General features: G+C 43.6%; 27 protein-coding genes. 12 read left to right on the top strand and 15 right to left on the bottom strand.

Annotated elements, in window-relative coordinates; genetic code table 11:
* Positions 1-14: 14 nt before the first annotated feature.
* Positions 15-254 (bottom strand): HTH-like domain-containing protein, encoded by a 240-nt coding sequence (locus EAE90_RS23800; RefSeq protein ID WP_246550615.1) that lies wholly within the window; start codon positions 252-254, stop codon positions 15-17.
* A 462-nt stretch (positions 255-716) separates the two neighbouring features.
* On the opposite strand from EAE90_RS23800, the gene polA reads away from it, so the two are divergent.
* Positions 717-3,506, top strand: a complete 2,790-nt coding sequence (polA, locus tag EAE90_RS11045) for a DNA polymerase I (protein ID WP_214053539.1) — start codon at positions 717-719, stop codon at positions 3,504-3,506.
* A 91-nt stretch (positions 3,507-3,597) separates the two neighbouring features.
* Here the strand turns inward: polA and EAE90_RS11040 are convergent, their stop codons facing one another.
* Together EAE90_RS11040 and EAE90_RS11035 are read right to left on the bottom strand one after the other, a co-directional pair.
* On the bottom strand, positions 3,598-3,939 hold the full coding sequence (locus EAE90_RS11040) for a hypothetical protein (protein ID WP_214053538.1): 342 nt from the start codon (positions 3,937-3,939) through the stop codon (positions 3,598-3,600).
* A 373-nt stretch (positions 3,940-4,312) separates the two neighbouring features.
* Complete coding sequence (locus tag EAE90_RS11035; protein WP_214053537.1) at positions 4,313-5,605, bottom strand: RCC1 domain-containing protein; 1,293 nt, start codon at positions 5,603-5,605, stop codon at positions 4,313-4,315.
* A gap of 341 nt (positions 5,606-5,946) precedes the next feature.
* Between EAE90_RS11035 and spfP the strand changes: the two genes are divergently transcribed.
* On the top strand, positions 5,947-5,994 hold the full coding sequence (gene spfP, locus EAE90_RS24910) for a small protein SpfP (RefSeq protein WP_438361642.1): 48 nt from the start codon (positions 5,947-5,949) through the stop codon (positions 5,992-5,994).
* A gap of 81 nt (positions 5,995-6,075) precedes the next feature.
* Here the strand turns inward: spfP and yihA are convergent, their stop codons facing one another.
* A complete protein-coding gene (gene yihA, locus EAE90_RS11030) occupies positions 6,076-6,708 on the bottom strand; it encodes a ribosome biogenesis GTP-binding protein YihA/YsxC (RefSeq protein ID WP_214053536.1) in 633 nt (210 codons plus the stop codon).
* Between the two features lie 307 nt (positions 6,709-7,015).
* Here yihA and ppiA point away from each other — a divergent pair, with 307 nt between their 5' ends.
* Complete coding sequence (ppiA, locus tag EAE90_RS11025; protein WP_214053535.1) at positions 7,016-7,585, top strand: peptidylprolyl isomerase A; 570 nt, start codon at positions 7,016-7,018, stop codon at positions 7,583-7,585.
* 99 nt (positions 7,586-7,684) lie between these two features.
* On the opposite strand, the gene EAE90_RS11020 is transcribed toward ppiA, so the two are convergent.
* Positions 7,685-8,035 (bottom strand): YcgJ family protein, encoded by a 351-nt coding sequence (locus EAE90_RS11020; protein ID WP_214053534.1) that lies wholly within the window; start codon positions 8,033-8,035, stop codon positions 7,685-7,687.
* Between the two features lie 243 nt (positions 8,036-8,278).
* Here EAE90_RS11020 and EAE90_RS11015 point away from each other — a divergent pair, with 243 nt between their 5' ends.
* Both EAE90_RS11015 and argD read left to right on the top strand, forming a co-directional pair.
* Entirely contained in the window at positions 8,279-8,854 is a 576-nt protein-coding gene (locus EAE90_RS11015; RefSeq protein ID WP_040149023.1) for an aminodeoxychorismate synthase component II, read from the top strand.
* A 121-nt stretch (positions 8,855-8,975) separates the two neighbouring features.
* Positions 8,976-10,187 (top strand): bifunctional acetylornithine/succinyldiaminopimelate transaminase, encoded by a 1,212-nt coding sequence (argD, locus tag EAE90_RS11010; protein ID WP_214053533.1) that lies wholly within the window; start codon positions 8,976-8,978, stop codon positions 10,185-10,187.
* 51 nt (positions 10,188-10,238) lie between these two features.
* Here argD and crp read toward each other — a convergent pair whose 3' ends face one another.
* Entirely contained in the window at positions 10,239-10,871 is a 633-nt protein-coding gene (gene crp / locus EAE90_RS11005) for a cAMP-activated global transcriptional regulator CRP (protein ID WP_010848517.1), read from the bottom strand.
* Between the two features lie 320 nt (positions 10,872-11,191).
* Between crp and EAE90_RS11000 the strand changes: the two genes are divergently transcribed.
* Positions 11,192-11,599 (top strand): OsmC family protein, encoded by a 408-nt coding sequence (locus EAE90_RS11000; RefSeq protein WP_036780242.1) that lies wholly within the window; start codon positions 11,192-11,194, stop codon positions 11,597-11,599.
* 125 nt (positions 11,600-11,724) lie between these two features.
* On the opposite strand, the gene EAE90_RS10995 is transcribed toward EAE90_RS11000, so the two are convergent.
* Genes EAE90_RS10995 through EAE90_RS10985 form a run of 3 tightly spaced genes read right to left on the bottom strand, consistent with a single transcriptional unit; the run spans position 11,725 to position 13,808 of the window.
* Complete coding sequence (locus tag EAE90_RS10995) at positions 11,725-12,594, bottom strand: phosphoribulokinase (RefSeq protein ID WP_214053532.1); 870 nt, start codon at positions 12,592-12,594, stop codon at positions 11,725-11,727.
* A gap of 18 nt (positions 12,595-12,612) precedes the next feature.
* Entirely contained in the window at positions 12,613-12,831 is a 219-nt protein-coding gene (locus tag EAE90_RS10990) for a YheU family protein (RefSeq protein WP_139656215.1), read from the bottom strand.
* Positions 12,828-13,808, bottom strand: coding sequence for a hydrolase (locus tag EAE90_RS10985; RefSeq protein ID WP_214053531.1), 981 nt, complete (start codon positions 13,806-13,808; stop codon positions 12,828-12,830). The genes EAE90_RS10990 and EAE90_RS10985 overlap by 4 nt, the downstream gene beginning before the upstream one ends.
* A gap of 104 nt (positions 13,809-13,912) precedes the next feature.
* Here EAE90_RS10985 and EAE90_RS10980 point away from each other — a divergent pair, with 104 nt between their 5' ends.
* From EAE90_RS10980 to tauD, 5 genes are all read left to right on the top strand, one after another.
* Entirely contained in the window at positions 13,913-14,521 is a 609-nt protein-coding gene (locus tag EAE90_RS10980) for a LysE family translocator (RefSeq protein ID WP_214053530.1), read from the top strand.
* Between the two features lie 124 nt (positions 14,522-14,645).
* Positions 14,646-15,665 (top strand): taurine ABC transporter substrate-binding protein, encoded by a 1,020-nt coding sequence (gene tauA, locus EAE90_RS10975; RefSeq protein WP_422615993.1) that lies wholly within the window; start codon positions 14,646-14,648, stop codon positions 15,663-15,665.
* Positions 15,652-16,419, top strand: coding sequence for a taurine ABC transporter ATP-binding subunit (gene tauB, locus EAE90_RS10970; protein WP_214053529.1), 768 nt, complete (start codon positions 15,652-15,654; stop codon positions 16,417-16,419). Before tauA ends, tauB begins: the two co-directional genes overlap by 14 nt.
* Complete coding sequence (gene tauC / locus EAE90_RS10965; protein ID WP_214053528.1) at positions 16,416-17,264, top strand: taurine ABC transporter permease TauC; 849 nt, start codon at positions 16,416-16,418, stop codon at positions 17,262-17,264. The genes tauB and tauC overlap by 4 nt, the downstream gene beginning before the upstream one ends.
* Positions 17,257-18,126 carry a taurine dioxygenase gene (gene tauD / locus EAE90_RS10960; protein WP_036780259.1) on the top strand — a complete coding sequence of 290 codons (870 nt, stop codon included), beginning with the start codon at positions 17,257-17,259 and terminating at the stop codon, positions 18,124-18,126. Before tauC ends, tauD begins: the two co-directional genes overlap by 8 nt.
* Before the next feature lie 29 nt (positions 18,127-18,155).
* Here the strand turns inward: tauD and murP are convergent, their stop codons facing one another.
* From murP to EAE90_RS10930, 6 genes are all read right to left on the bottom strand, one after another.
* Positions 18,156-19,607, bottom strand: coding sequence for a PTS N-acetylmuramic acid transporter subunit IIBC (murP, locus tag EAE90_RS10955; RefSeq protein WP_214053527.1), 1,452 nt, complete (start codon positions 19,605-19,607; stop codon positions 18,156-18,158).
* Between the two features lie 26 nt (positions 19,608-19,633).
* A complete protein-coding gene (gene murQ / locus EAE90_RS10950; RefSeq protein WP_214053526.1) occupies positions 19,634-20,539 on the bottom strand; it encodes an N-acetylmuramic acid 6-phosphate etherase in 906 nt (301 codons plus the stop codon).
* A gap of 412 nt (positions 20,540-20,951) precedes the next feature.
* Positions 20,952-21,434, bottom strand: a complete 483-nt coding sequence (locus EAE90_RS10945) for a FlhC family transcriptional regulator (RefSeq protein ID WP_343221352.1) — start codon at positions 21,432-21,434, stop codon at positions 20,952-20,954.
* Between the two features lie 47 nt (positions 21,435-21,481).
* On the bottom strand, positions 21,482-22,090 hold the full coding sequence (locus EAE90_RS10940) for a flagellar transcriptional regulator FlhD (protein WP_214053524.1): 609 nt from the start codon (positions 22,088-22,090) through the stop codon (positions 21,482-21,484).
* A 9-nt stretch (positions 22,091-22,099) separates the two neighbouring features.
* Entirely contained in the window at positions 22,100-22,621 is a 522-nt protein-coding gene (locus EAE90_RS10935; RefSeq protein WP_343221350.1) for a transglycosylase SLT domain-containing protein, read from the bottom strand.
* Between the two features lie 11 nt (positions 22,622-22,632).
* Positions 22,633-22,911: a helix-turn-helix domain-containing protein gene (locus tag EAE90_RS10930; RefSeq protein ID WP_214053522.1), complete on the bottom strand. Its 279-nt coding sequence runs from the start codon at positions 22,909-22,911 to the stop codon at positions 22,633-22,635.
* A 668-nt stretch (positions 22,912-23,579) separates the two neighbouring features.
* Between EAE90_RS10930 and EAE90_RS10925 the strand changes: the two genes are divergently transcribed.
* Positions 23,580-23,936, top strand: a complete 357-nt coding sequence (locus tag EAE90_RS10925) for a permease (protein WP_214053521.1) — start codon at positions 23,580-23,582, stop codon at positions 23,934-23,936.
* Positions 23,937-23,963 lie beyond the last annotated feature (27 nt).

Here is a 23,963-nt window from a genome sequence, read left to right as displayed (position 1 = left end):
CCAAAAATATTTTGTTAAAGAAGATTCGTGTCAAGACCAGCAGCTTTAAGATGAGGGGTCAAATTACGTATTTTACTAAACTCCGTGCCGAAGCTCGGGTGAAGACTTACACCTTCACAAAACTCCCTCGCTATAATGTGTTTTAATTCGTCGGCATGTTTGAGCATTTGCAAATGTAACTCAACCGTAAACTGGTTTCTTGGCGCTTTGTCAAAAGCAAGCTTTATGCGTCTGTAAATCTCGTTTTCACTCATATTTAACACTACTCACGTGCTTATATAAAGGATATAAAAAAGCAAGAATTGACATTGAAATCGAACAACTTCTGGTAAGGCAAAAGTAAGTTACATCACAAACGGCCTACCCACCAACTTGAGAATCTTTGGCACAATGCATGCTAAAAAGATTTTATGTAAAACAAACTCTGGTTATATCCACAACTCCGTGATCTATAAGGCAATATGACAGTTTAATGACTAAGATTATAAGTCATTGATTTTTTACCTAAGGTTGATAAGTTTTTTTTATCAACGATCAATACCTGAATAAAACTTGTAATATCTATACACAAAGTTATCCACAGATTTTATAGCAGGATGTGAATATCAGAATCGGGTTTCAAAAGAAAATTCACATAAAGTTCGTTTCCTACTTCTTGCTGTGGCATCCTATTTCCTTATCACACCCGTAACAAATACAGATAATGAAGAAGATTTATGGCTCAGATAGCAGACAATCCCCTGATTTTGGTTGATGGCTCCTCATACCTTTATCGTGCTTATCATGCTTTCCCTCCGCTGACAAATAGCGCAGGGGAGCCGACCGGAGCCATGTATGGTGTATTGAATATGCTACGCAGCTTGGTAATGCAGTACAAACCAAGCCATGTAGCGGTGGTATTTGATGCTAAAGGCAAAACTTTTCGTGATGAATTGTTCGCTGAGTATAAGTCTCATCGTCCTCCTATGCCGGATGATCTGCGTACTCAGATAGAACCGCTACATCAGATGGTCGAAGCTATGGGATTACCATTGCTGGTGGTGCCAGGAGTAGAAGCTGATGATGTTATCGGGACTTTGGCGTTACAAGCAGAAAAAGAGGGACGTGCGGTACTTATCAGCACTGGCGATAAAGATATGGCGCAACTGGTAACGCCAAATATCACTCTTATCAATACCATGAATAACACCATTTTGGGGCCGGAAGAGGTCGTTGAAAAGTATGGTGTGCCGCCAGAGTTGATTATCGATTTTCTGGCATTAATGGGAGACTCTTCTGACAACATTCCTGGCGTACCTGGCGTAGGAGAAAAAACCGCGCTGGGATTACTGCAAGGGATTGGTGGCATGGATGATATCTTTGCCAATCTGGATAAAATTGCCGGGCTCAGTTTCCGTGGGGCGAAAACGCTGGCGGATAAGATGGTGCAGCATAAAGATGTCGCTTATCTCTCCTATCAACTGGCAACTATCAAAACCGATGTTGAGTTGGATAAAACCTGCGTTGCTTTGTCAGTCAAAGAGCTTGATACGGAGAAGCTGCATCAGTTGTTTTCTCGTTATGAGTTTAAACGCTGGTTAAGTGATGTGGCAAACGGTGATTGGCTGGCAGAGAAAGGCAAAAAACCGGTATCCACTGGCAATGATGAATCATCTCCGACGGAAGATAAATCTGCTACGGCCACACTCTCTTCTGATAATTATCAGACTATTCTTGATCAGAAAAGCTTTGATAAGTGGATTGAGAAGCTGAAAAAAGCACCGATTTTTGCTTTTGATACTGAAACTGACAGCCTTGATACTTTGACTGCTAATCTGGTGGGGGTGTCATTTGCGATTTCTGCCGGCGATGCGGCTTATCTACCTCTAGGCCATGACTATCTGGGCGCGCCTGAACAACTTGACAGAGAAGTTGTGTTGGCGGCATTAAAACCGCTGCTTGAAGATAGTAACCTGCTGAAAATTGGTCAGAATATTAAGTTTGATCGTGGCGTGTTGGCTCGTTACGGCATTGAACTGCAAGGCATTGCTTACGATACTATGCTGGAATCTTACGTACTTAATAGCGTTGCAGGCATGGGTCGGCATGATATGGATAGCTTGGCTGAACGTCATTTGAATCATAAGACCACGACTTTTGAAGAGATTGCTGGTAAAGGTAAAAATCAGCTGACTTTTAATCAAGTCCCGGTGGAACAGGCCGCAATGTACGCCGCAGAAGATGCAGATGTTACTTTATTGCTGCACCAGGCTATGTGGCCGCAATTGGAGAAAGCGCCGACGCTAGAAAAAGTATTCCTGAATACAGAAATGCCACTGGTTATGGTGCTTTCCCGCATGGAACGTACAGGTGTACTCATTGATGCAAATATTTTGGCTGAGCATTCAAAAGAGATTACTGCTCGTCTGGATGAGTTGGAAAAAGAAGCACACGAATTAGCAGGTGAGGTTTTCAATCTGGCTTCGCCAAAACAGTTACAGACGATATTGTTTGAAAAATTGCAATTGCCGGTGGTAAAGAAAACGCCAAATGGTGCGCCATCCACTAATGAAGAGGTATTGGAAGAGTTGGCAGATACCCATGCATTGCCGAAAGTGATCTTAGAGCATCGTGGGTTGGCAAAATTGAAATCCACTTACACCGATAAACTACCACAAATGGTCCATCCGCTGACCAAACGGGTGCATACTTCCTATCACCAAGCGGTAACGGCAACCGGGCGTCTCTCTTCACGTGATCCTAATTTGCAAAATATTCCTGTCCGTAATGAAGAGGGCCGCCGCATTCGTCAGGCATTTGTGGCTCCTGAAGGTTATCGGATTATGGCCGCTGACTATTCTCAGATTGAATTGCGGATAATGGCTCATTTGTCTCAAGATCAAGGGTTGTTGAAGGCTTTTGCTGAGGGGCAAGACATTCACCGTGCAACGGCGGCGGAAGTCTTTGGTTTGCCGCTGGAACAAGTAACCAGTGAGCAGCGCCGTAGTGCCAAAGCGATTAACTTTGGTTTGATCTATGGAATGAGTGCATTTGGTCTTTCCCGTCAGTTAGGTATTCCTCGCGGTGAAGCTCAACGCTATATGGATCTCTATTTTGAGCGCTATCCGGGGGTATTGGCGTATATGGAGCGTACTCGTAAACAAGCGGAAGGGCAGGGTTACGTTGAAACGCTGGATGGTCGTCGTCTTTATCTGTCAGATATCAAATCTCGCAATGCCATGCGCCGTAAGGCAGCAGAGCGTGAAGCTATTAACGCGCCAATGCAGGGAACTGCGGCGGATATCATCAAAAAAGCGATGATTGCGGTGGATAACTGGATTGTCAGTGAAGAACCGAAAGTTCGTATGATTATGCAGGTTCACGATGAGCTGGTATTCGAAGTCCATGAGTCACAACTTGAATATGCAGAACAGAAAATTCGTGAATTGATGGAAAAGAGTATGGTGCTTGATGTTCCGTTGAAAGTGGATGTGGGTATCGGTGACAATTGGGATCAGGCGCATTGATATTCTGAGTTAACCCGCGATGGCTGAGCTATGTATTTGGCTCAGCCTTTTTTGAACTGTTCACCATAAACAGCAATGTTTAATAGCTCTGCTAATCATAGTCACCATGTGCTCTGGTGTCACCGCCTCCCCAAGCAACCACGCTACGGTCCTCGCGTAGCGCTGCAAATGCCCCGTTTGTTGAACTCAGGCTGATGATGTCTTGTAGTTGAGCAATTTCAGGCGGAACATAGTTGCCAGACATTATATGCCCCCAGGCGATGACACTGCCATTTTTCAATAGTATGGCAGTTGCTAGGGTGTCAGTAGATACAATAGAGCTGTTATTGTTGCTCGATGAATATTTTTTCCAATCAGCTTCAAATGAATATCCTTCCCAAGAAGAGCTATTATCATTACTCGTGTTCGGTGATGAGTTATCATGTTGGTTCATATTACTCTCCTGATAAGGTTATATCGGATTTACCTTTGCCCGCAGGGAGTCTGTGCCGTAAAACCTATCCCTTGTGGGTAAGTTAGATGACTACTTTAATTAAAAAATATTAATGTATTGATGCGGAAAAGTGTAATTAGGAAAAAGTCATCAGCTGATTGTGTAGATTGGATGTTATGTGGTCAGGGTAAAGATTCAACAGCATGAGTGAGTCAATTGACAACATCGAAGAACTGAGGAACTTACATGATAAGGTTAAAAACATTAGCAACTGCGTGGGACATTGGTTCTTCCTGATGCCAACGCAGTATGTTAAGCATTTTTTCCTTTGATTTAACATGTTAAGTGATTATAAGCCATGTGCAATGATGCATTAGTCATATTCACCATGCGCTATAAAATCTCCGCCTCCCCAGCCGACTCTCTTACCGTTTGCTCGCAAGGCTGAAAAACTACGAGGTGTTGATGTCAGGCTGATAACGTCTTTTAAGTTCGCAATTTCGGGTGGAATTTTTCCACCATTGTATATATCTCCCCAGGCGACTATGCTGCGGTCTGCTCGTAGGGCGGCAAAGGCATCACTTGATGCACTTAGGCTGATAACATTTTGTACCTTGGCTGCATCATATTCGATCCGTTCAACACTCTCTATTATTCCCCAAGTAACCACGCTACGATTTGTTCGTAGGGCTGTGAAAGCTGAACTTGTTGTGATGAGGTCAACGATATCGCTTAATGCAGCAATTTCTGATGGGATTGGCGTGTCTCCCCAGGCGACAATACTACGGTTTGACCGCAGAGCTATAAATGTGCCGCCCGAACCGATTAAATTAATAATATCTTGCAGTTGGGCAATGGCAGGCGGAACTGTGCCGCTCCTGCTTGCATTTCCCCAGGCAACCACGCTGCGGTTTGCCCGTAGGGCTGCGAATGCAGTACCTGTTTGACTCAGGCTAACGATATCTTGTAATTGAGCAATTGCTGGTGGAACTTGACCGCCAAACAGTGAGTATCCCCAGGCAACCACACTGCGGTTTGCCCGTAAGGCCGCGAAGGTAGAGTACCAGTCGCTTTTGCCAAGTATGCTGACGATATCCTGTAGCTGGGTTATCTCAGGTGGGAGCACTCCAGTTAAAATCCCCCAGGCAACTATGCTGCGGTTTGCCCGTAGAGCTAGGAAAGAATTACCTGCTGAAGTTACACTGATGATGTCTTGTAGTTGGGCAATATCGGGTGGCACTTGACCGCCATAACGATCATGTCCCCAGGCAACTATGCTGCCATTTGCTCGCAGAGCTGAGAAGGCGCTAGCCGTTGAACTCAGGCTAACGATATCTTTTAGTTGAGCAATGTCGGGAGGAAGTTGTCCGCCGTTAACTGAATCTCCCCAAACGACTACGCTGCGGTCTGCTCGTAAAGCTGCGAATGCGTATTGTGTTGAGCTTAAGCTAACGATATCCCGTAATACAGCAATGTCGGGTGGGACTTGACCGCCAAGATGTGGAAGTCCCCAGGTAATTACGCTGCCATTCTGCAATAACATAGCGGTCGCTCCTATGGTGGAGGCGAGGGCTATATTATTGCTGCAATAGACATTTTCTTCCCATTCTAATATAGAGTTACTATTGTGATTTATACCTAATGAAGCATTATCATATTGGTTCATTATTATTCTCCTGGTTAAGGTCGTATCGGATTTATTCTTATTCATAAGGCGCTTATACGAAAAACCATGCCCATTGAGAGGGAGTGTAACAGTTATTTTACTCTTACTAAGTAATATTATTAGTTAAATAAATTTTTTGTATTCACTCATACTGATTTGTGGTGTTATGCCATCATATTTAGATCCAGATCGCATAAATATGTAATTAAACTACATTTCATGGTGTCAAAATGAGCAAAATTCCTAGCTGAATCGAGATAATTTATGAAAATAAATTACAAAAAGGCTTTTTCTAATAAATAAAATAGGGTAGAGTTATTGGCGTAGGGTACAGAGGTAAGATGTTCTATCTTTCAGACCTTTTACTTCACGTAATCGGATTTAGCTGAATATTAGCTGCCCCAGTCAATTTTGACTGGGGCATTTTTTTCGACTGAATTTAATACGTAAAAGTATAAAGAAAGGATGGATTAACTATGGTTTTCAACTTGAACGGCTTTCTGGCTGAACCACATATCCAGTTTCTGTTGTAGTTTATCAATACCGATTTTTTTCGGGGCCGAGAAATATTCCACTTGAATATCCCCATTAAGCGCGAGCAGGGCGTCACGGACCTTATTCAGTTGACTTTTACGGGCGCCGGATGCCAGTTTGTCGGCTTTAGTCAACAACACCATAACCGGTACTTGCATTGTGACTGCCCATTGGATCATCTGCTGATCAAGATCTTTCAATGGGTGACGGATATCCATCAGTACAACCAGTCCGATCAGGCATTCACGTTTTTGCAGATATTCACCCAATGCTTTTTGCCATTTGCGTTTCATCTCTTCTGGTACTTCGGCATAACCATAACCCGGTAAGTCAACCAGGCGAATACCTTCTTCTACTTCGAATAAATTGATGAGTTGCGTTCGGCCAGGGGTTTTACTGGTACGGGCGAGGCTTTTCTGTTTCGTCAGAGCATTCAGAGCGCTAGATTTACCTGCATTTGAGCGACCGGCAAACGCGACTTCAATGCCCATATCTTGAGGCAGATGGCGAATATCAGGTGCGCTCGTGATAAAACGGGTCATATGATAGTTGTGGTTTTTGATGGTCAAAATGATTATCTCCCTGAGAAATGCACTGAATATATGGCAAAGGAGATTATACCGATAGCCACTGTTGGTTGACAGGATTAAAAATAATGACATATTTCTGATGGGTTGAACTGAGCTTGCTATTTTGTTATCGATGATGATCCGGTTTGTGAAATAAAATCTAACCTATTATTGCAAGGATGAATTTTTCTTCAAAGCCCCCGTCGATGGATAGCGTAAATGTAGGTAAATATTGAGCACGATGTTGAAGAGATTATTAGAATTGATTCAGTTTGTGTTGTTGACCTTAAAAATATAGGAACCCAGAATGTTTAAACGTATTTTAGTAGCACTTGTAACTGCATCTTCTCTGAGCGCAATGGCGCCTCTGGCTTTGGCGGTGGGAGAAACCCATGTGAAGCTGACAACAACGGAGGGTAATATTGAACTAGAATTAAATGATCAGAAAGCGCCAATTACAACGAAAAACTTTATTGAATACGTCAATGAGGGTTATTACAACAATACAATCTTCCATCGGGTAATCCCTGGATTTATGGTGCAGGGTGGCGGTTTTACTAAAGATTTGCAGCAGAAAGCGACTAAAGCCGCTATTAAAAATGAGGCAGATAATGGGCTGCGTAATTTACGCGGAACTATCTCTATGGCACGTACCGCCGATAAAGACAGTGCGACCAGCCAATTTTTTATTAATGTGGCAGATAATGCTTTCCTTGATCATGGCCAGCGTGACTTTGGTTATGCAGTATTTGGTAAGGTCGTAAAAGGCATGGATGTTGTGGATAAAATTTCTCAAGTCAAAACGGAAAACGTTGGTCCATATCAGAATGTACCGGTTAAACCTGTTGTTATTCTGTCGGCGGAGATTATTCCTTAATTTTTTCCTCTCACTTTGGCTGTGGCAGTTTCTGGTCTTCCGGTTAACTCTCATCAGATTAACAAACTGGCCTGCATTAAATGAAGGCCAGTTTCGCCGTTATTCATACATCTTTTGGGTAAATTCTTTATTTACTTCGGTTCGTGGATAATATCTGTCTTTGTAACATTTTTTCTCTTTACTCTCACAGTGTACCCCATTACTTAAAGTGTAAGATGAAAAGTCAATATCTTTCCCATCACCAAACTCTTTTTTCAGGTGTTCTACCGCTTTTTTCCCTAAATACCTTTCGGTTAATTTTAGCGATAGCCCTTGTTGATCAGAGCAATATTTTCCTTTTTTATCACAAACCACGCCTTTTTTCGGGAAGAAAATGTTAGCAGTTTTAGTCACAGCTAGTGTGGAGAAGGACAGCAAAAAAAGAGATGCTATAATCAGTTTTGTCTTCATAACAATTACCTTTACTTATTGAATATCAAAATAGAGCCTATGTTTTGTTGGGTATGAGAGTAAGTGGGTTGAGGAAAAAACAGCCATCGATCTTGTTGTACTATGCTACAAATATTGATGTGCTATGATAGCCGCCCCGTTGTCGCGAGGCCGTTTTACCTGGAGCCAGTTGTGCAGGATAAACAAATTGCAGGAGTGGCAGGGCAACAAATACAGCGATAAAAATGAGTAGGATAGACTCCTATGTTACTAATAATAGATAACTATGATTCTTTTACATATAACTTATATCAATATTTTTGTGAATTGGGTACAGATGTTTTAGTTAAGCGTAATGATGAACTGCAACTTGAAGATATTGAGAGATTGATGCCTACTCATCTGGTGATTTCCCCAGGCCCTTGTACCCCAAATGAAGCAGGCATTTCTCTGGCTGCGATTTCTCATTTTTCGGATAAATTGCCGATTCTTGGTGTTTGTCTTGGACATCAGGCAATTGGGCAGGCGTTTGGCGCCAGCGTGGTAAAAGCCAGGGAAGTGATGCATGGAAAAACTTCCGCTATTCACCATAATCAGCAAGGTGTGTTCAAAGGGCTTAACCGGCCATTAACCGCGACTCGTTACCATTCATTGGTGATTGCCGCAGAGACATTACCAGCCTCATTTGAAGTCACCGCATGGAGCCAGCATAATGGCAATGTCGATGAAATTATGGGCATTCGTCATCGCACGCTACCATTGGAAGGTGTGCAGTTCCATCCTGAAAGTATTCTCAGTGAACAAGGCCACCAGTTACTGAGCAATTTTCTGAGATATTAACCAGATACCTATAATTTCGTCATTTATCCATCTTTTTCATTTGCCCATCTTTGATTTTTTATGCATATTTGGTGATTATAATTTCACTTTTGAATGGTGTATATAAAAAACGGGTGGGAAAATGAAGGGGCATACCGCAGTAGATAGAAACACATACGATCAAGTTATGTTGCCAATTTATTCACCAGCGCAGTTTATTCCGGTGAGAGGGCAAGGTAGTCGTGTATGGGATCAGCAAGGGAAAGAGTATATTGATTTTGCGGGAGGGATTGCTGTTGTCGCTTTGGGCCATTGTCATCCTGTGTTATTGGATGTTTTGAGGCAGCAAGGGGAGAAACTTTGGCATATCAGTAATATTTTTACCAATGAACCGGCTTTGATTCTGGCGCAGAAACTGATTGATGCGACTTTTGCTGAGCGGGTATTTTTTGCCAACTCAGGGGCGGAAGCGAATGAAGCGGCATTTAAACTGGCTCGCCACTATGCAATTACTCGTCACAATCCCTATAAAACCAAAATTATCGCATTTCATCAGGGTTTTCATGGTCGTACCTTATTTACTGTTTCCGTGGGCGGCCAGCCAAAATATGCTGATGGTTTTGGGCCAAAACCCGCGGATATTATTCATGTGCCTTTTAATGACTTAAATGCAGTAAAGGCCGTCATAGATGACCATACTTGTGCAGTTGTATTGGAGCCTGTTCAGGGAGAAGGGGGAGTCACACCGGCAGCACCGGCATTTATTCGTGGGTTGCGTGAGCTTTGCGATAAGCATCAAGTGCTGTTGGTATTTGATGAAGTGCAAAGTGGGATGGGACGTACCGGCAAGCTATTTTCTTATATGTATTATGACGTTACGCCGGACATCATTACCACAGCAAAAGCATTGGGAAATGGCTTCCCTATCAGCGCTATGCTGACAACAGAGAATATTGCTTCAGCGATGGCGCCGGGAACTCATGGTACAACTTACGGTGGTAATCCGTTGGCTTGTGCAGTTGCAAATGCCGCTTTTGATATTATTAATACACCAACAGTTCTGGAGGGAGTTGAGAAACGCCATAATTTGCTGGTGAATCTTTTGAATGATATCAATCAGAAACATCCGATATTTAATGAAATCCGAGGAAAGGGCTTGCTGATTGGCGCGGAACTCAAAGCGCCGTATCAGGGAAAAGCTAAAGATATTCTGCAACTGGCGGCTGAAAATGGCTTAATGTTGTTGAGTGCGGGTGGTGATGTACTGCGTTTCACGCCTTCGTTGATTATCAGTGAAGGAGAGATTGCTCAGGGCATGGAACGGTTGGAGCAGGCAATTAGCCAGTTGGTGTAATAATAAGCACAAGAGAAATCAGCGCAAGATTATGCGCTGATTAATCAAGCGTTAACGTGTACCGTAAACAACAATAGTTTTACCGTGTGCGGAGATCAAGTTTTGATCTTCTAACATTTTCAGAATACGACCAACTGTTTCGCGGGAACAGCCAACAATCTGACCAATTTCCTGACGCGTGATTTTGATTTGCATTCCGTCTGGGTGGGTCATTGCATCTGGTTGTTTCGCCAGATTCAATAAAGTTTGGGCAATCCGGCCGGTAACATCCAGGAAAGCCAGATTACCGACTTTCTCAGAAGTTGTTTGCAAACGATTTGCCATTTGGGCAGATAAACGCATCAAAATATCTGGGTTTACCTGAATCAGTTGACGGAATTTTTTATAGGAGATTTCAGCCACTTCACAGGCGCTTTTGGCCCGTACCCAGGCTGTACGCTCTTGCCCCTCTTCAAATAATCCAAGTTCACCAATGAAATCTCCCTGATTTAAATAGGAGAGGATCATCTCTTTGCCTTCTTCATCTTTAATCAAAACCGCAACAGAGCCTTTTACGATGTAGTAAAGCGTCTCTGCTTTCTCTCCTTGATGAATAAGCGTACTTTTAGATGGATATTTATGAATATGGCAGTGTGACAAAAACCATTCAAGAGTCGGGTCTGTTTGTGGCTTGCCGAGAACCATTCGCTTCATCCTCTGTTGTTATCGCTGCCTAAATAACACGAGAATCTAAAAGTTTCTCGTCAGGCTGGCTTATAAAGACACTAGCTTAACATATTAGTTTGTTGAAAAACTGACAGATAAGGGTTTTATATAGGTTATCTGAAATTTGAACCTTACGTATTGATCTTAACCTATATATACCTGGCCCGCTTCTGTTTTTAACACAGGAAAAGGCTTCTGTCTTGTCTTGTATTGTTTCAGCATAATAAACTGCTCATTTGATTGCCAGTTTAATACTGAAAGAGTAGGCTTGGATGCAAAGAACGACTTAAGAGGTATTTATGCAAGCGCGGGTAAAATGGGTTGAAGGATTGTCTCTTTTGGGGGAGTCATCTTCCGGTCATCAGATCATGATGGATGGTAATGCCGGCGATAAAGCGCCGAGTCCGATGGAAATGGTATTAATGGCAGCCGGTGGTTGCAGCACGATTGATGTAGTTTCTATTTTGCAGAAAGGTAGGTACGACATAAGAGATTGTGAAGTAAAGTTAACTTCCCGCCGTCGTGAAGAGGCGCCACGCTTGTTTACTCATATTAATCTGCATTTTATTGTTACAGGTAAGGACTTAACAGATAAAGCGGTTGAACGTGCTGTCATGCTCTCCGCGGAAAAATATTGCTCTGTTTCATTGATGTTGGGGAAATCAGTTGAAATTACCCACAGTTTTGAAATTAAAGATATAGATTGAGAAATTATTTTTGATTAAAAAATAACAACAGGTAACTAATATTTTCAGTTACCTGTTTTCTTAACTGAATAATATAAGATGTAAATTTTAATTGCCGAATTTTCTAAATTTACCTCAGGCACTGATTAACAGATTTTTTCCCCTTCCAGCAATCGCTGTACCAATGGCGTCATAATTAATTCCATTGCTAATCCCATTTTTCCGCCGGGGACCACGATGGTATTAAGGCTTGAAACGAATGAGCCTTGTAACATTGCTAACAAGTATGGGAAATCAATTTGAGTCAGATCACGGAAGCGGATGACAATGAAACTTTCATCCAATGATGGAATGGCTTTAGCCGAAAATGGATTGGATGTATCAACGGTAGGGACACGTTGAAAGTTGATATGTGTTCGCGAGAATTGTGGCGTAATGTAGTTGATATAATCATCCATAGAACGCACGACGGAATCCATCACAGCTTCCTGCGAGTGCCCTCGTTCTCCGGTATCGCGGATAAGTTTCTGTATCCATTCAAGGTTGACAATCGGCACAACTCCCACTAGCAGATCAACATGACTGGCAACGTTATGTTGTGGTGTGACAACGCCACCGTGCAGACCTTCATAAAACAGCACATCGGTCTGCTTGGGTAAAGATTCCCACGGCGTAAATGTACCGGGGAGCTGATTGTAAGGGACGGCATCGTCATAGGTATGAAGGTACTTCCGACGGCGGCCTTCACCGGTTTCACCATAATCAATCATGGTTTTTTCCAGCATGCCAAAATCATTGGCTTCCGGCCCAAAATAACTGATATGCCTGCCTTGCTCTTTGGCTTTACGGATTGCGGCATCCATTTCAGGACGAGTGTAACGGTGGAAACTATCTCCCTCAATCTGTGCTGCGCTGATGTTAAGTTGCTGGAAAATCTTACGGAAAGCTAAACTGGTGGTGGTGGTTCCGGCGCCGCTGGAGCCGGTAATTGCAATAATCGGGTGTTTGACAGACATTCAGTAAACTCCATAATGTTAAGAATGGAACATTTCTTTTGGCACAATATTGATGCTTTCATGCAGTTCAGACCACACTAGCATAACATCTCCCCGTTCCAACTGACGGCGAATGTCGGCGACTTTCTGCTCCAGCGATTTTTCATCTTCTCCATAATCAGTGCCTTCCCGCAGGACAAAACTCTCTATCAAATTTAGCAGAGTTTCTGGTTCCAGTTGTTGCCACGGAATAATCATTGTGGTTGCTCCAGATAAGATGACAGCCAACTTGGGATGCGTTGTTCCAGCCACATTTGTGGTTTTTTCAACGAACCACTGACAAAGCCGACATGTCCACCATATTCTGTCATTTGGTATTCAATATTTTTGGGTAACATTTTGAGATCAGGGATAACTTCCGGTGCCATAAAAGGATCGTCTTTAGCATGAATAATCAGCAGTGGCACAGTAATATCAGGCAGACGCGGCAGAGCACTGCACTGGCGGTAGTAGTCCGCTGCATTTTTAAAACCGTGAATTTTTGCGGTTACAATTTCATCAAATTCTCGAATATGTTTCAATCTTTTTACCTGAGACAGATTGATGGGGAGTGAACCGGGGTAGCGTAACAATTTACGGGTGGCATTACGTTTCAGGCTATTAAGTAAATAGCGTTCATAAACCTGGGAAAATCCTTTTTCTATCCGAGAAGAACAGGCTTCCAGCATCAAAGGGGCGGAAACAATGACGGCAGCATTGATCTGGGCGTTTGTTTTTTCTTCTGCCAGATAGCAGGCTAGCATATTACCGCCGACTGAATAACCCACGGCTGAGGTGGGCGCATCACCGTAGGTCTGTTTTAACCAGCTCAGAAAATAACGGGCATCGCTTGTTTCGCCAGAATGATAGAGACGCTTTTGGCGGTTCGGCTCACCACTGCATCCGCGGAAATGCATGACAACCCCAAGCCAGCCTTTTTCCCGGCAGATATAAAGCAAACCGTGGGCATAAGGGCTGTGGAAACTGCCTTCCAGACCATGAAACAGGATCAGTCGCGGTTTATGTGCTGCGGTGGCGGGATCTTCACTCCACGCCAGATCAACAAAATCGTTATCCGGTAAATTAAGTCGTTGCCAATATGGTTGCAGTTCAGGATACCGCCGCACCAGACGCGGGAGTAATGTCTGCAAATGCGGATTACTGGCTCCGGTTAGAGGACGAAAGATATCAGTCATAATGGTTTCGAGTTAAATTGATTAGTTATCTTGTATGGTGAATAACATACTGATATTTTCTGTGAAAGGGAAACGCCATTATTCAGGATGAAAGGAAACGCTTCATGACAGCAAGCCTGATTTTTTCATTAACGACTTTTTTGTTCATTTCTGCCATTACCCCAGGTCCAAACAACATGTTGTTGACTTCATCAGGCGCTAACTTCGGTTTTACCCGTTCTTTGGGGTTGCTCTTTGGCGTTGTTCTGGGCATGCAGACGGTTTTATATCTGGCTGCTTTCGGAATAGCGGCGTTGCTGTTGGTCTATCCTGCTATTCACACGGTGATGAAAATTGCAGGCAGCCTCTATTTACTGTGGTTAGCATGGAAAACAGCAACAGCCAGTTACCGGCGTCTGGATACCAAAGATAGCGCTGTTATCAAGCCGGTGCGGTGGTATCAAGGTTGGTTGTTGCAGTTTTTAAATCCCAAAGCTTGGTTGATGGGGTTGGGTGCGGTTGGCAGCTACAGTATTGCCGGTGATCACTATCTCTATTCCATCATCGTGATCAGTATTGCAGTGATGTTTATTAATTTCTTGTGCGGCATGGTGTGGGCGGGTTTTGGTTCGTTGATAGGGACGTTACTCTGTAGTCGCAATGCTTGGTTTATTTTCAATATCATGATGGGCGTATTAACGGCAACTTGTGTGCCATTAATCTGGATTGGGTAATTCAGGCAGTTAATTGCGTTTTTAGTTATAGAAAATATTATTTTATTCTTTTTTACTTTAGCAAATATCTACAACACTTACTCTGATGTACCTCGTCTTTAATTATGACATTGGAGGTGTTTAAGTGGGTAGATCCGCTCTTGTGGTTTATCTTTTTTTTCTGGCGTTCTTGCTGTTGGTTCCCGCTGTTCAGGCGAACAGTCAGCAAGTCACGATTGCTTATCAAACTTCACCAGAGCCGGCAAAAGTTGCTCAGTATAACGGCGATTTTGCCCGGCGATCGGGTGCTGATGTTCAATGGCGGAAATTTGACAGCGGTTCTGCGGTGCTGCGAGCGTTAGCTTCTGGTGATGTGCAGATCGGCAATATGGGTTCTAGTCCGTTAGCGGTTGCTGCCAGCCAAAAATTGCCGGTAAAAATTTTTCTGATTGCTTCCCAGTTAGGGCAATCGGAAGCACTGATTGTTAATCAAAAAATCACTGAACCTTCTCAGCTTATCGGCAAACGAATTGCCGTTCCTTTCATTTCTACCGCCCACTACAGCCTGTTGGCGGCATTACATCACTGGCAGATAGATCCAAAGCTGATCAAGATTATTAATCTACAACCACCAGCGATTATTGCTGCATGGAAGCGCGGTGATATTGATGGAGCTTTTGTCTGGTTATCTGCCGTGAATGAATTAGCTGCAACGGGCCGTGTACTGACCGATGCAGCACAAATTGCTCAATGGGGAGCGCCAACGCTGGACGTATGGGTTGTCCGTAATGATTTTGCTGAACAACATCCTGAATTGGTTACGATATTCGTGAAAAGTGTACTGGATGAAAATCAGCGCTATCTGGCTTCTCCTGAAAAATGGCTGGCAAATAACAAAAATATTGCTGCGGTATCGAGACTGAGTGGTTTATTGGAAGACAAAATCAGTCAATGGATACTCACCAATCGTTATTTGGACGCTGATCAGCAGTTGCATTTATTAAGGTCAGAAATGGCGAAAGTAATTCGTGATACGGCTAAATTTCTGCAACAACAGGGTAAAGTTTCACAGGTTGCTGATAATTATCAAGATTATGTGACAGATAAATTTATCAAGGAGATCGTTTCATCAACCATAACAGGGGGGAACGATGCTACAAATTAGTGGCTTAACAGCCAGATATCAGGACGAAGAAGTTCTTCGTGATATCAGTTTTGATATTACCGCCGGGCAATTTGTGGTGATCCTTGGGCCATCCGGCTGTGGCAAAACAACCTTGTTGAATTTGATTGCGGGTTTTCTCACGCCTTTCTCCGGTGATATTTGGCTGAATGGTAAACCAGTAATTGGCCCCGGAGTGGAGCGTGGAGTGGTGTTTCAACATGAAGGATTGATGCCGTGGTTAAATGTGCTGGATAACGTGGCTTTGGGGCTGAAATTTACCGGTGTGCCTAAAAAACAGAGATTGGAGACCGCTCGGCAGATCATTCATCAAGTTGGTTTGAGGGATTGCGAGGATAAATATATTTGGCAACTGTCTGGCGGCCAGCGACAGCGGGTGGGTATTGCGCGTGCATTGGCGGTTGAACCTCAATTGTTACTGCTAGATGAACCGTTTGCAGCGCTTGATGCTTATACCAGAGAACAGATGCAGGAACTGTTGCTGACTATCTGGCGTGACAGCAAAAAACAGTGTCTGTTGATTACTCACGATATTGAGGAAGCCATATTTATGGCAACTGATCTCTATTTAATGGAATCTTCGCCGGGAAGAATTGTTGAACGGATTACCCTCGATTTTGGTCAACGGTTTGCAGATGGAGAATGTAGCCGTAGCATTAAATCTGATCCCAATTTTATTATCTGTCGTGAATATGTACTGGAACGTGTGTTCAGATACCGGAGGGTTTTGGTATGAATCTTCATCAGGAACAGGAAGCCGGTGTGGTGGCATTGCTGAAAAATAGTAAAAGACGTTTTAAACCAATTCCTATTGGGATGCTATGGCGATTAATTACCATTGTTACTTTGTTATTTATCTGGTGGCTAGTGACAACATTGGGCTTGATTGAATCCGTATTATTACCGGCGCCGGGTCAGGTGGTACATCAATTAATAACCGCAGCGAGTGAACAAGGGTTTATGGGGGCGACATTATGGCAACATTTAGCCGCCAGTTTGAGCCGAATGTTGCTGGCTTTATTAGCCGCGGTAGCCATTGCTATTCCGGTAGGAATAGCAATGGGGCTGAATGAAAAAATCCGGGCAGTGATAGATCCTTTGATTGAGTTATACCGACCTGTCCCGCCGTTAGCTTATTTACCCTTGATTGTCATTTGGTTTGGGATCGGGGAAACCTCAAAAATTTTACTGATCTGGCTGGCAATTTTCGCGCCGGTGACGTTATCTACCGTGGTAGGGGTACAAAATGTTGAGCAAGTGCGAATAAGAGCGGCACAGGCGTTGGGCGCCAGTCGCTGGCAACTGCTGAAACACGTTATTCTGCCTAATGCTTTGCCGGAGCTATTGACAGGTCTGCGTATCGGGCTTGGTGTTGGCTGGTCGACTTTAGTGGCCGCAGAACTGATTGCCGCCACACAAGGGTTAGGTTTTATGGTGCAATCGGCGGGTGAGTTTCTGGCAACTGATATGGTGGTGGCGGGAATCATTGTCATTGCGCTGATTGCATGTGGCTTAGAGTTGGGATTACGGGCTATTCAACGTCACTTAATGCCGTGGCATGGGGTAAACAGTCATGAATGAACGTCTAAACATCATCCCGTTGGGACCTTATATTGGCGCGCTGGTGGAACAGACCGATCTCACTAAGCCGATGACAGATATTCAGTTTGAACAACTGTATCACGCACTGTTAAAGCATCAGGTATTATTCTTTCGTAATCAACCTATTACACCAATACAGCAACGTGATTTAGCAGGCCAATTTGGTGATTTACATATTCATCCGGTTTACCCTCATACACCAGAAAGTGAAGAGATTATTGTTTTGGATACTCATGACAACAATCCGCCTGATAATGATAACTGGCATACGGATGTGACTTTCATTGAAACACCACCGATGGGCGCGATTCTGGCGGCTAAAAAAGTCCCGCCGTTTGGTGGAGATACCCTGTGGTGCAGTGGTATCGCTGCGTTCGAAGCATTGTCAGAGCCTTTCAAAACATTGCTGATAGGGCTGGAGGCGGAGCATGATTTCACTAAATCTTTTCCTGAACATCGACACCGAAGTTCTAAAGATCAACATCAGCGCTGGCTAGCGGGTAAAGAGAAAAACCCGCCTTTGCTACATCCGGTTGTCAGAACACATCCCGTTTCTGGCCGTTCAGCACTGTTTGTTAATGAAGGCTTCACCACCCGGATTGTTGGCCTTAGTGATAAGGAGAGTGAAGCGATTTTGAACTTTCTATTTGCTCATGTTACTAAACCTGAGTTTCAGGTGCGTTGGCGCTGGCAAGAGAATGACATTGCTATCTGGGATAATCGGGTGACTCAACACTATGCTAATGCGGATTATCTGCCTCAGCGCAGGATTATGCACCGAGCAACGATTCTGGGTGACAAACCGCGTTATTTTTATAGCGCCAATGAAAAAGTGAGTTGATAGTGAATGAAAGGAATCATTCACTATCATCAGGTCAAATCGACATTCTTACTGCCAAATAGCAAAGTCATGACAAAGCCGCTGATATAAGCAACTACTAGCCCGGCGGCGTACACTGCCATTCCGACAAAAATACCGCTGTTTGAGGTCATCAGTGGCAGTGCTACCAATCCCGATGGACCAAAAACCGTATTCAACCCAACAGGTAATCCCAAATAAGCCACTAAACCGATAAAGAAACCACCGGCGGCACCGCCCAAACAGGCGGTGATAAAAGGTTTAATCCGTGGAAGTGTGACTCCGTAAATCAAGGGTTCACCGATGCCGAGCAAGCCAGGAATAATGGCGCCTTTTATCTGCGTACGTAGCAGAGAGCCTTTTTTCGCTTTGACATACAGCGCCAGCGCTGCGCCAACCTGTCCGCCGCCTGCCATTGCCAGGATTGGGAACAGAGAATTAAAGCCTTGTGCGTCCATGAGTGCGAAATAGACGGGAACAAACCCTTGGTGAATACCAAACATAACAGCGAGTAAAAATAGCCCGGCCAATATCGCCGTGCCAAAAGGATTACCGTTAAGGTGAAGGAATAACCATGACATGCCGCTAAATAGATAACTCCCCAATGGCATGATAAAGATAAAGGCAATGGCTCCCATGATTAGCAGAGTAATAGCCGAAGTGAGGATCATATCCAGATTATCTGGAATGATCTTACGCACTTGCCGTTCTACCCATGCTCCCAGAATAGCGGCGATAAGAACGCCGATAATATTGCCGCGTGGATCGATGCTATAACCAAAGAAAGTAGAAATACCGGAATAAAAACCGCTGGTGGCATCTGGGTTATAACTGAGCACAAACAGCGAAGCAATGATGGCGCCGTTTATTCCCGAACCACCAAATGCCTTTTGCGCGTTATAACCGATCAGAATACTCAGAAAACTGAATATGCCTTTACTGAAAACTTTCATATAGCCGATGATTTCAACCAAAATGGTATTAGGGTGTTCAACGCCCTGAATGGCTATCTGTTCAAATAAAGTGGCAAAGCCGAGCAGCAAGCCAACGGCAATGAAACCGGGGATCAGTGGCGTAAAAATGGTAGCGAATTTGGTCAGGAATTTGTGTACCGCACTTACCTGTTTCTCTTTAAGTTGCTTTTTATTAGCAGAAGCAATATTGGTTAAATCAGTGCCGCTCAGTTTCGGTTGTTCTGTAGGGGGAGAAGAATTTAGTAATTCATTCATTATTTCAGCCGCTGCTTGAGCTTTTCCCGGCCCAAGTACAATCTGAAACTGATTGTCGCTTTCGACAATACCTAACACATTGGGGATCTGTTTTAACGCGGTTTTATCCACTTGCGTACTGTCATGCAGTGTTAGTCGCAGACGGGTCATACAGTTACCACATTGCGCCACATTATTTGCATTGCCGATAGCTTTAAGGATCTGGGCAATGACTGTCTGATTAATTTTAGCCATCTTACTCCTCCTTAGCAGGGAAGTTGTTACCGAACGGCTGAGATCGTCGGTCGAATAAAACCGTGATGTTTTTCCAGTAAAGCCCTTGCTTGTTGAGCATTGACGCCAGCCAGAATCATCACAATGGCGGTTTTACAATGTCCATCACATTCAGCCAGTGCCTGCTCCGCTTGTTCACGGTTACATTCGGTGGCGGCCATAACGATATTTTTCTGCCTTTCAACCAGTTTGGCATTCGTCGCTTCTACATCCACCATCAGGTTGCCATAAACTTTACCTGTACGGATCATGGCGCCGGTGGTCAGCATATTCAGAATTAGCTTTTGTGCGGTACCGGCTTTCATACGTGATGAGCCTGTGACGATTTCTGGCCCAACTATTGGTGTAATAGCGATATCGGCTGCTTGTGTCATCGGACTTGCCGGGTTGCAGCTAATGCAGGCAACGGTTGCCCCGATGGATTTCGCATACGCCATTGCACCCAAGACATAAGGTGTGCGGCCGCTGGCGGCAATGCCAACCAGTACATCTTTTGCATTAAAGTTTAGCGCTTGAAGATCATTTGCGCCCAGTTGTTGGTTATCTTCTGCATTCTCAACGGCGCTTAGGATGGCCTGATGCCCGCCGGCAATTAATCCAACCACTTGTTCCGGTTTGGCGCCATAAGTGGGTGGACACTCACTGGCATCTAAAATCCCTAATCGGCCTGATGTCCCGGCACCGATATAAATTAAACGACCTCCCTGACGAAACGCTTCGACAATTTTGTCTACCGTTTCAGCGATTTTCGGCAAAGTTTGCTCTACAGCCAGTGCGACTTTTTTATCTTCATCGTTAATCAGTTTTAGCATTTCAAGGGTTGGTAAAGTATCAATGTTGGCACTAGCTGAATTGCGACTTTCAGTAATCATATTGTTGAGATTGATTTTCATATTGTTTTCCTAGTGGAAATATTCTTGAAATGATAAATAGTTATTTACTCTTCTTTGTCATAAAGAGCAAATTTGGTCAGTGTTTCAGCAAAACTAGTCATAAGCCTCGGAGAACTTTAAAAATCAAGCAATCGTTACCTAACTTTGAATGTAAGCTCTAAGTATTTCTTCTTGCTCTATTAGGAGAAGTAAATTTTAGAACATCAAAACGTTTACAACGCGGCTTGTTGTTTCCGCCCACTGAGGTTTGTGTCAGGCTCGTTAAGTACGAATTACAGGAAGCTCCGCCCGGATCGAGCGGAGAGCGGCCGCAAAGAAGAAATCAAACTCAAAAACACAAATCTATTACAGGTTTAAATGATTAGAAGACATGCTCTGGTTAAAAAATCAAAATCTACTCGAGCACACTTTTTTAACCTCCATTCCTCCCCTGTTCCTTGCAAAAAGGGCAATCTACACAAGTTCGTTGGTTGACTGAGGTAAAGTACGTGCATTTGCAGTTGTCGCATTCCTCAAGCATCGCATCTCCGCTACGAAGCTCAGATGCCAAGCACCAAGCATCAGTGATGTCAAAGGGGGCCCATCGAGCGCCTTTCATTCCCGGCACTTCTTTTCTGATAGCGTGATACATTCGGAAGGCCTTATTCAGAGCTTTTATATTTACGGATCTGAGTGCACTTTTTCCTCCGATGTTGTAGTAGAGCTGCATGAGCAATGAAGCCTGAATCTTAGAGGTATGGCTATGGATTAACGTAGCGCCTCCACGGAATGTACGAGACTTACGTTCTAGTTTATAGCCATCGTGTTCGAGATCCTGGTACAGTCGCCTAACCTGCTTATATGTCAGGCCAGTCTCAATCATTATGATTTTGGTAATGTAGCCAGCCAAAGCCATGTGTCGTGCTGCAACCCATCTCCCAAGAGTGCCTGAATTACCTATGTTCATCTCCACCTCCCACGTCCCTGGAGAGATTGCTGTAACTTCTTTAGTACCGGGTGGGTTAGTTCATTCCAATTATCATCTAAGATTTCCTCAACAATGCTTGGTGCAAAGCGAAGAGTAAAGTACGTGACTGTTGTTGCAGACATGTGACGTAATTGGCTATCGGTGGAGTGAGCTACGAGTGTTGCCAACTCTCGAGAGACACCGAAAACTTCTTTAGCCATGTCAACGTCTTTCACCGCTACGCGATTTAATAGTAACCAATAGGCAGCATCGAACTCATCTATAGTTTTATGGATGAATACAATGGGGTCATATTCTCCACTGAGATGAGAGATTATCGTCTGTTCTGGTGTTTCCAGTTTGAAAGAGATTAGAACTCCAGAAGCTAGAGCCTCAAACTGCAAAGCCGTAGCCGAGGCGAGCCTACTGACTATTTCAGCATTTAAAGAAAATTGAGATGACGTATCTTCTGCGCGTTCCTTTGCAAGTGCTCCAAGAAGGTTCCATAAAGTAAGATCAAATTCATAAACGTTTTTGTCGGCTTCTTCCTGATCAAGATTGACCGCTTTAATATCCCACGCTTCAATAATATCTAGCTCCAGCATTATTCCCCCTTACAGATCTCGAAGGTTCCGGTAAATTGCAAGGACACGGCTGCCGTAATTGCGAGATCGAACTTCGTCCTTCCATGCGTGATAACGGCCAATCCCCAATTCTAAGTCGTTTGGTGATGAATTGATGGTTTCTGCCAGCACCTTAGTTCCAACCATCACGTTGGTCTCAGGGTCTAGCAGTTTAGTTGGGTTACTAACCCGGTGCCCATGCCAACGTATGTTTACTTGCATAAATCCGACATCAATAGCTCGTCCGTATTGTTGCTGGAACTCTGCAAGTTTTTCCTTTGCCTGTTCACTATTTTTAGCGTAGAACGGCAAGTCAGGAGTTCGAAGAGTCCAGGGCCAAGGGCTAATAGAACCATCCTCATGGCCAAATGCTGACTCGGCCAAAGCAACCGAGTAAACAAGGAGTGGATCGAGACCATATTCTTTTGCTGCCTTGTCAAAAATCGTACCGCTGATATCTATCGCAGAAGCAGACGCTGAGCACATAGAGGCGGCAAGAACTAATTGTTTCACTGTAGCTCTCATCAATTTGCCTTCTTGTGTCTGCTGAGCGGGGTTTTATGCTCCTCGTCATATCGCTCAGGCCAAATCTGGCTAGGTTTCATCTCTAAGGCTGTAGCTATCTTGTGCTCCCAGCGAGGACTGGGTTTATAAGGAGCAGTAGATACAACTTGCCGTGATATTTTGTTTTTACTGCCTACAGAGGCTAAAGAGAGTTCTCGGATCTTAAGCGGGTACTTGATCCATTCGTGCTTCTCCTCTGGGCCGCTAGGGATTTCTAGTTCATGGCTTTTTTTCGTCATCGGTTACCTAAAAACTGCGTTGTTACCAATAATAAAAGTGCATCAGCTCGTGAATGCTTTTTAGAGACTTTCTGTTGTCACAACCTGACAAATTTCGCGTCTTTATAAGCCCAAAATATGATGCTGTCAATATAAAAACCTTTAAAAACATATAGTTAACTTTTTTTTGATAAAGCGAAGTTACAATGTTTTTAATAATCAATGAGATACAAATAAATAAACTAATTTGTTTAAAATTTCGCCGAGATAATGGCGGGAATAGCGCACAAAAAAGTGCGGTACTTTGAGATATGAAATAACGATTAGGTATAAGTATTTTTAAAGGTACAGCAAAAGCTGAGGAGGGCAGGAAAAACAAACGCTTGACCTGACCACACAAATAATGCGTATATGAAAAAGGATAATATAAGCTAGGAGAGACAACTCTGTATTTCTACAGATAGGGACCAAGGCGTTAGCGATGACCTAACTTATATTTTACATAATTTACTTAACATTTCAACATATGTATTGTTTTGTCAGTAAATGCTTTTTTACGTAAATATTGGTGAAAATTTTGCGCGGATTTTATTCATTAACTCTTTAGTGGAATATCGATTTTGCAAAAAACCGTCAAAATCTCACAGTTGGACTTTTTGTGTTGTGTCATAAAAGAATTTGGGGTTGGTATGAAATATCTAATGAACATAGCGCTACTAGGCATGATATTTCTGGGTATAGCAATGGTCGCAGATACCCCGTGGGGATTCGGTGTTGTTCTGGTTCCGTTCGTTATCTGGGGTACTCAGTTATTGGTTTTGGTTCACAAAAGTATTTGGTTTACAGTCGTGTTCTGGGGGGGAATTGCGTATTTCCAGTGGCAAGTTACTGTTGTGATTGGTGTTGCCTATCTGGTCGTATGGATTGCTCGGAAAATCGTTGCGGCTGACAAAGAAGTTGGCTATCGTCGCCGTCAGAAAAGAAAAAAACACCAGCTTTCCCCCATCCGTGATTATAAGTGTCACTTGGGGTACAAAGACGAATAAGGGGGTTTTCTCTCCCCCTTAGTTATT

It is taken from the genome of Photorhabdus caribbeanensis (assembly GCF_018448885.1).
GTDB lineage: Bacteria > Pseudomonadota > Gammaproteobacteria > Enterobacterales > Enterobacteriaceae > Photorhabdus > Photorhabdus caribbeanensis.
Note: the sequence above shows the minus strand (reverse complement) of the source record. Positions and strands in the feature narration are given on the sequence as shown.

What these genes read in the sequence shown, in the direction of transcription:
- EAE90_RS23800 (WP_246550615.1), bottom strand. Translation starts at nt 254, where the DNA reads ATGAGTGAAAACGAGATTTACAGACGCATAAAGCTTGCTTTTGACAAA.
- polA (WP_214053539.1), top strand. Translation starts at nt 717, where the DNA reads ATGGCTCAGATAGCAGACAATCCCCTGATTTTGGTTGATGGCTCCTCA.
- EAE90_RS11040 (WP_214053538.1), bottom strand. Translation starts at nt 3,939, where the DNA reads ATGAACCAACATGATAACTCATCACCGAACACGAGTAATGATAATAGC.
- EAE90_RS11035 (WP_214053537.1), bottom strand. Translation starts at nt 5,605, where the DNA reads ATGAACCAATATGATAATGCTTCATTAGGTATAAATCACAATAGTAAC.
- ppiA (WP_214053535.1), top strand. Translation starts at nt 7,016, where the DNA reads ATGTTTAAACGTATTTTAGTAGCACTTGTAACTGCATCTTCTCTGAGC.
- EAE90_RS11020 (WP_214053534.1), bottom strand. Translation starts at nt 8,035, where the DNA reads ATGAAGACAAAACTGATTATAGCATCTCTTTTTTTGCTGTCCTTCTCC.
- EAE90_RS11015 (WP_040149023.1), top strand. Translation starts at nt 8,279, where the DNA reads ATGTTACTAATAATAGATAACTATGATTCTTTTACATATAACTTATAT.
- argD (WP_214053533.1), top strand. Translation starts at nt 8,976, where the DNA reads ATGAAGGGGCATACCGCAGTAGATAGAAACACATACGATCAAGTTATG.
- crp (WP_010848517.1), bottom strand. Translation starts at nt 10,871, where the DNA reads ATGGTTCTCGGCAAGCCACAAACAGACCCGACTCTTGAATGGTTTTTG.
- EAE90_RS11000 (WP_036780242.1), top strand. Translation starts at nt 11,192, where the DNA reads ATGCAAGCGCGGGTAAAATGGGTTGAAGGATTGTCTCTTTTGGGGGAG.
- EAE90_RS10995 (WP_214053532.1), bottom strand. Translation starts at nt 12,594, where the DNA reads ATGTCTGTCAAACACCCGATTATTGCAATTACCGGCTCCAGCGGCGCC.
- EAE90_RS10990 (WP_139656215.1), bottom strand. Translation starts at nt 12,831, where the DNA reads ATGATTATTCCGTGGCAACAACTGGAACCAGAAACTCTGCTAAATTTG.
- EAE90_RS10985 (WP_214053531.1), bottom strand. Translation starts at nt 13,808, where the DNA reads ATGACTGATATCTTTCGTCCTCTAACCGGAGCCAGTAATCCGCATTTG.
- EAE90_RS10980 (WP_214053530.1), top strand. Translation starts at nt 13,913, where the DNA reads ATGACAGCAAGCCTGATTTTTTCATTAACGACTTTTTTGTTCATTTCT.
- tauB (WP_214053529.1), top strand. Translation starts at nt 15,652, where the DNA reads ATGCTACAAATTAGTGGCTTAACAGCCAGATATCAGGACGAAGAAGTT.
- tauC (WP_214053528.1), top strand. Translation starts at nt 16,416, where the DNA reads ATGAATCTTCATCAGGAACAGGAAGCCGGTGTGGTGGCATTGCTGAAA.
- tauD (WP_036780259.1), top strand. Translation starts at nt 17,257, where the DNA reads ATGAATGAACGTCTAAACATCATCCCGTTGGGACCTTATATTGGCGCG.
- murP (WP_214053527.1), bottom strand. Translation starts at nt 19,607, where the DNA reads ATGGCTAAAATTAATCAGACAGTCATTGCCCAGATCCTTAAAGCTATC.
- murQ (WP_214053526.1), bottom strand. Translation starts at nt 20,539, where the DNA reads ATGAAAATCAATCTCAACAATATGATTACTGAAAGTCGCAATTCAGCT.
- EAE90_RS10945 (WP_343221352.1), bottom strand. Translation starts at nt 21,434, where the DNA reads ATGGCTTTGGCTGGCTACATTACCAAAATCATAATGATTGAGACTGGC.
- EAE90_RS10940 (WP_214053524.1), bottom strand. Translation starts at nt 22,090, where the DNA reads ATGCTGGAGCTAGATATTATTGAAGCGTGGGATATTAAAGCGGTCAAT.
- EAE90_RS10930 (WP_214053522.1), bottom strand. Translation starts at nt 22,911, where the DNA reads ATGACGAAAAAAAGCCATGAACTAGAAATCCCTAGCGGCCCAGAGGAG.
- EAE90_RS10925 (WP_214053521.1), top strand. Translation starts at nt 23,580, where the DNA reads ATGAAATATCTAATGAACATAGCGCTACTAGGCATGATATTTCTGGGT.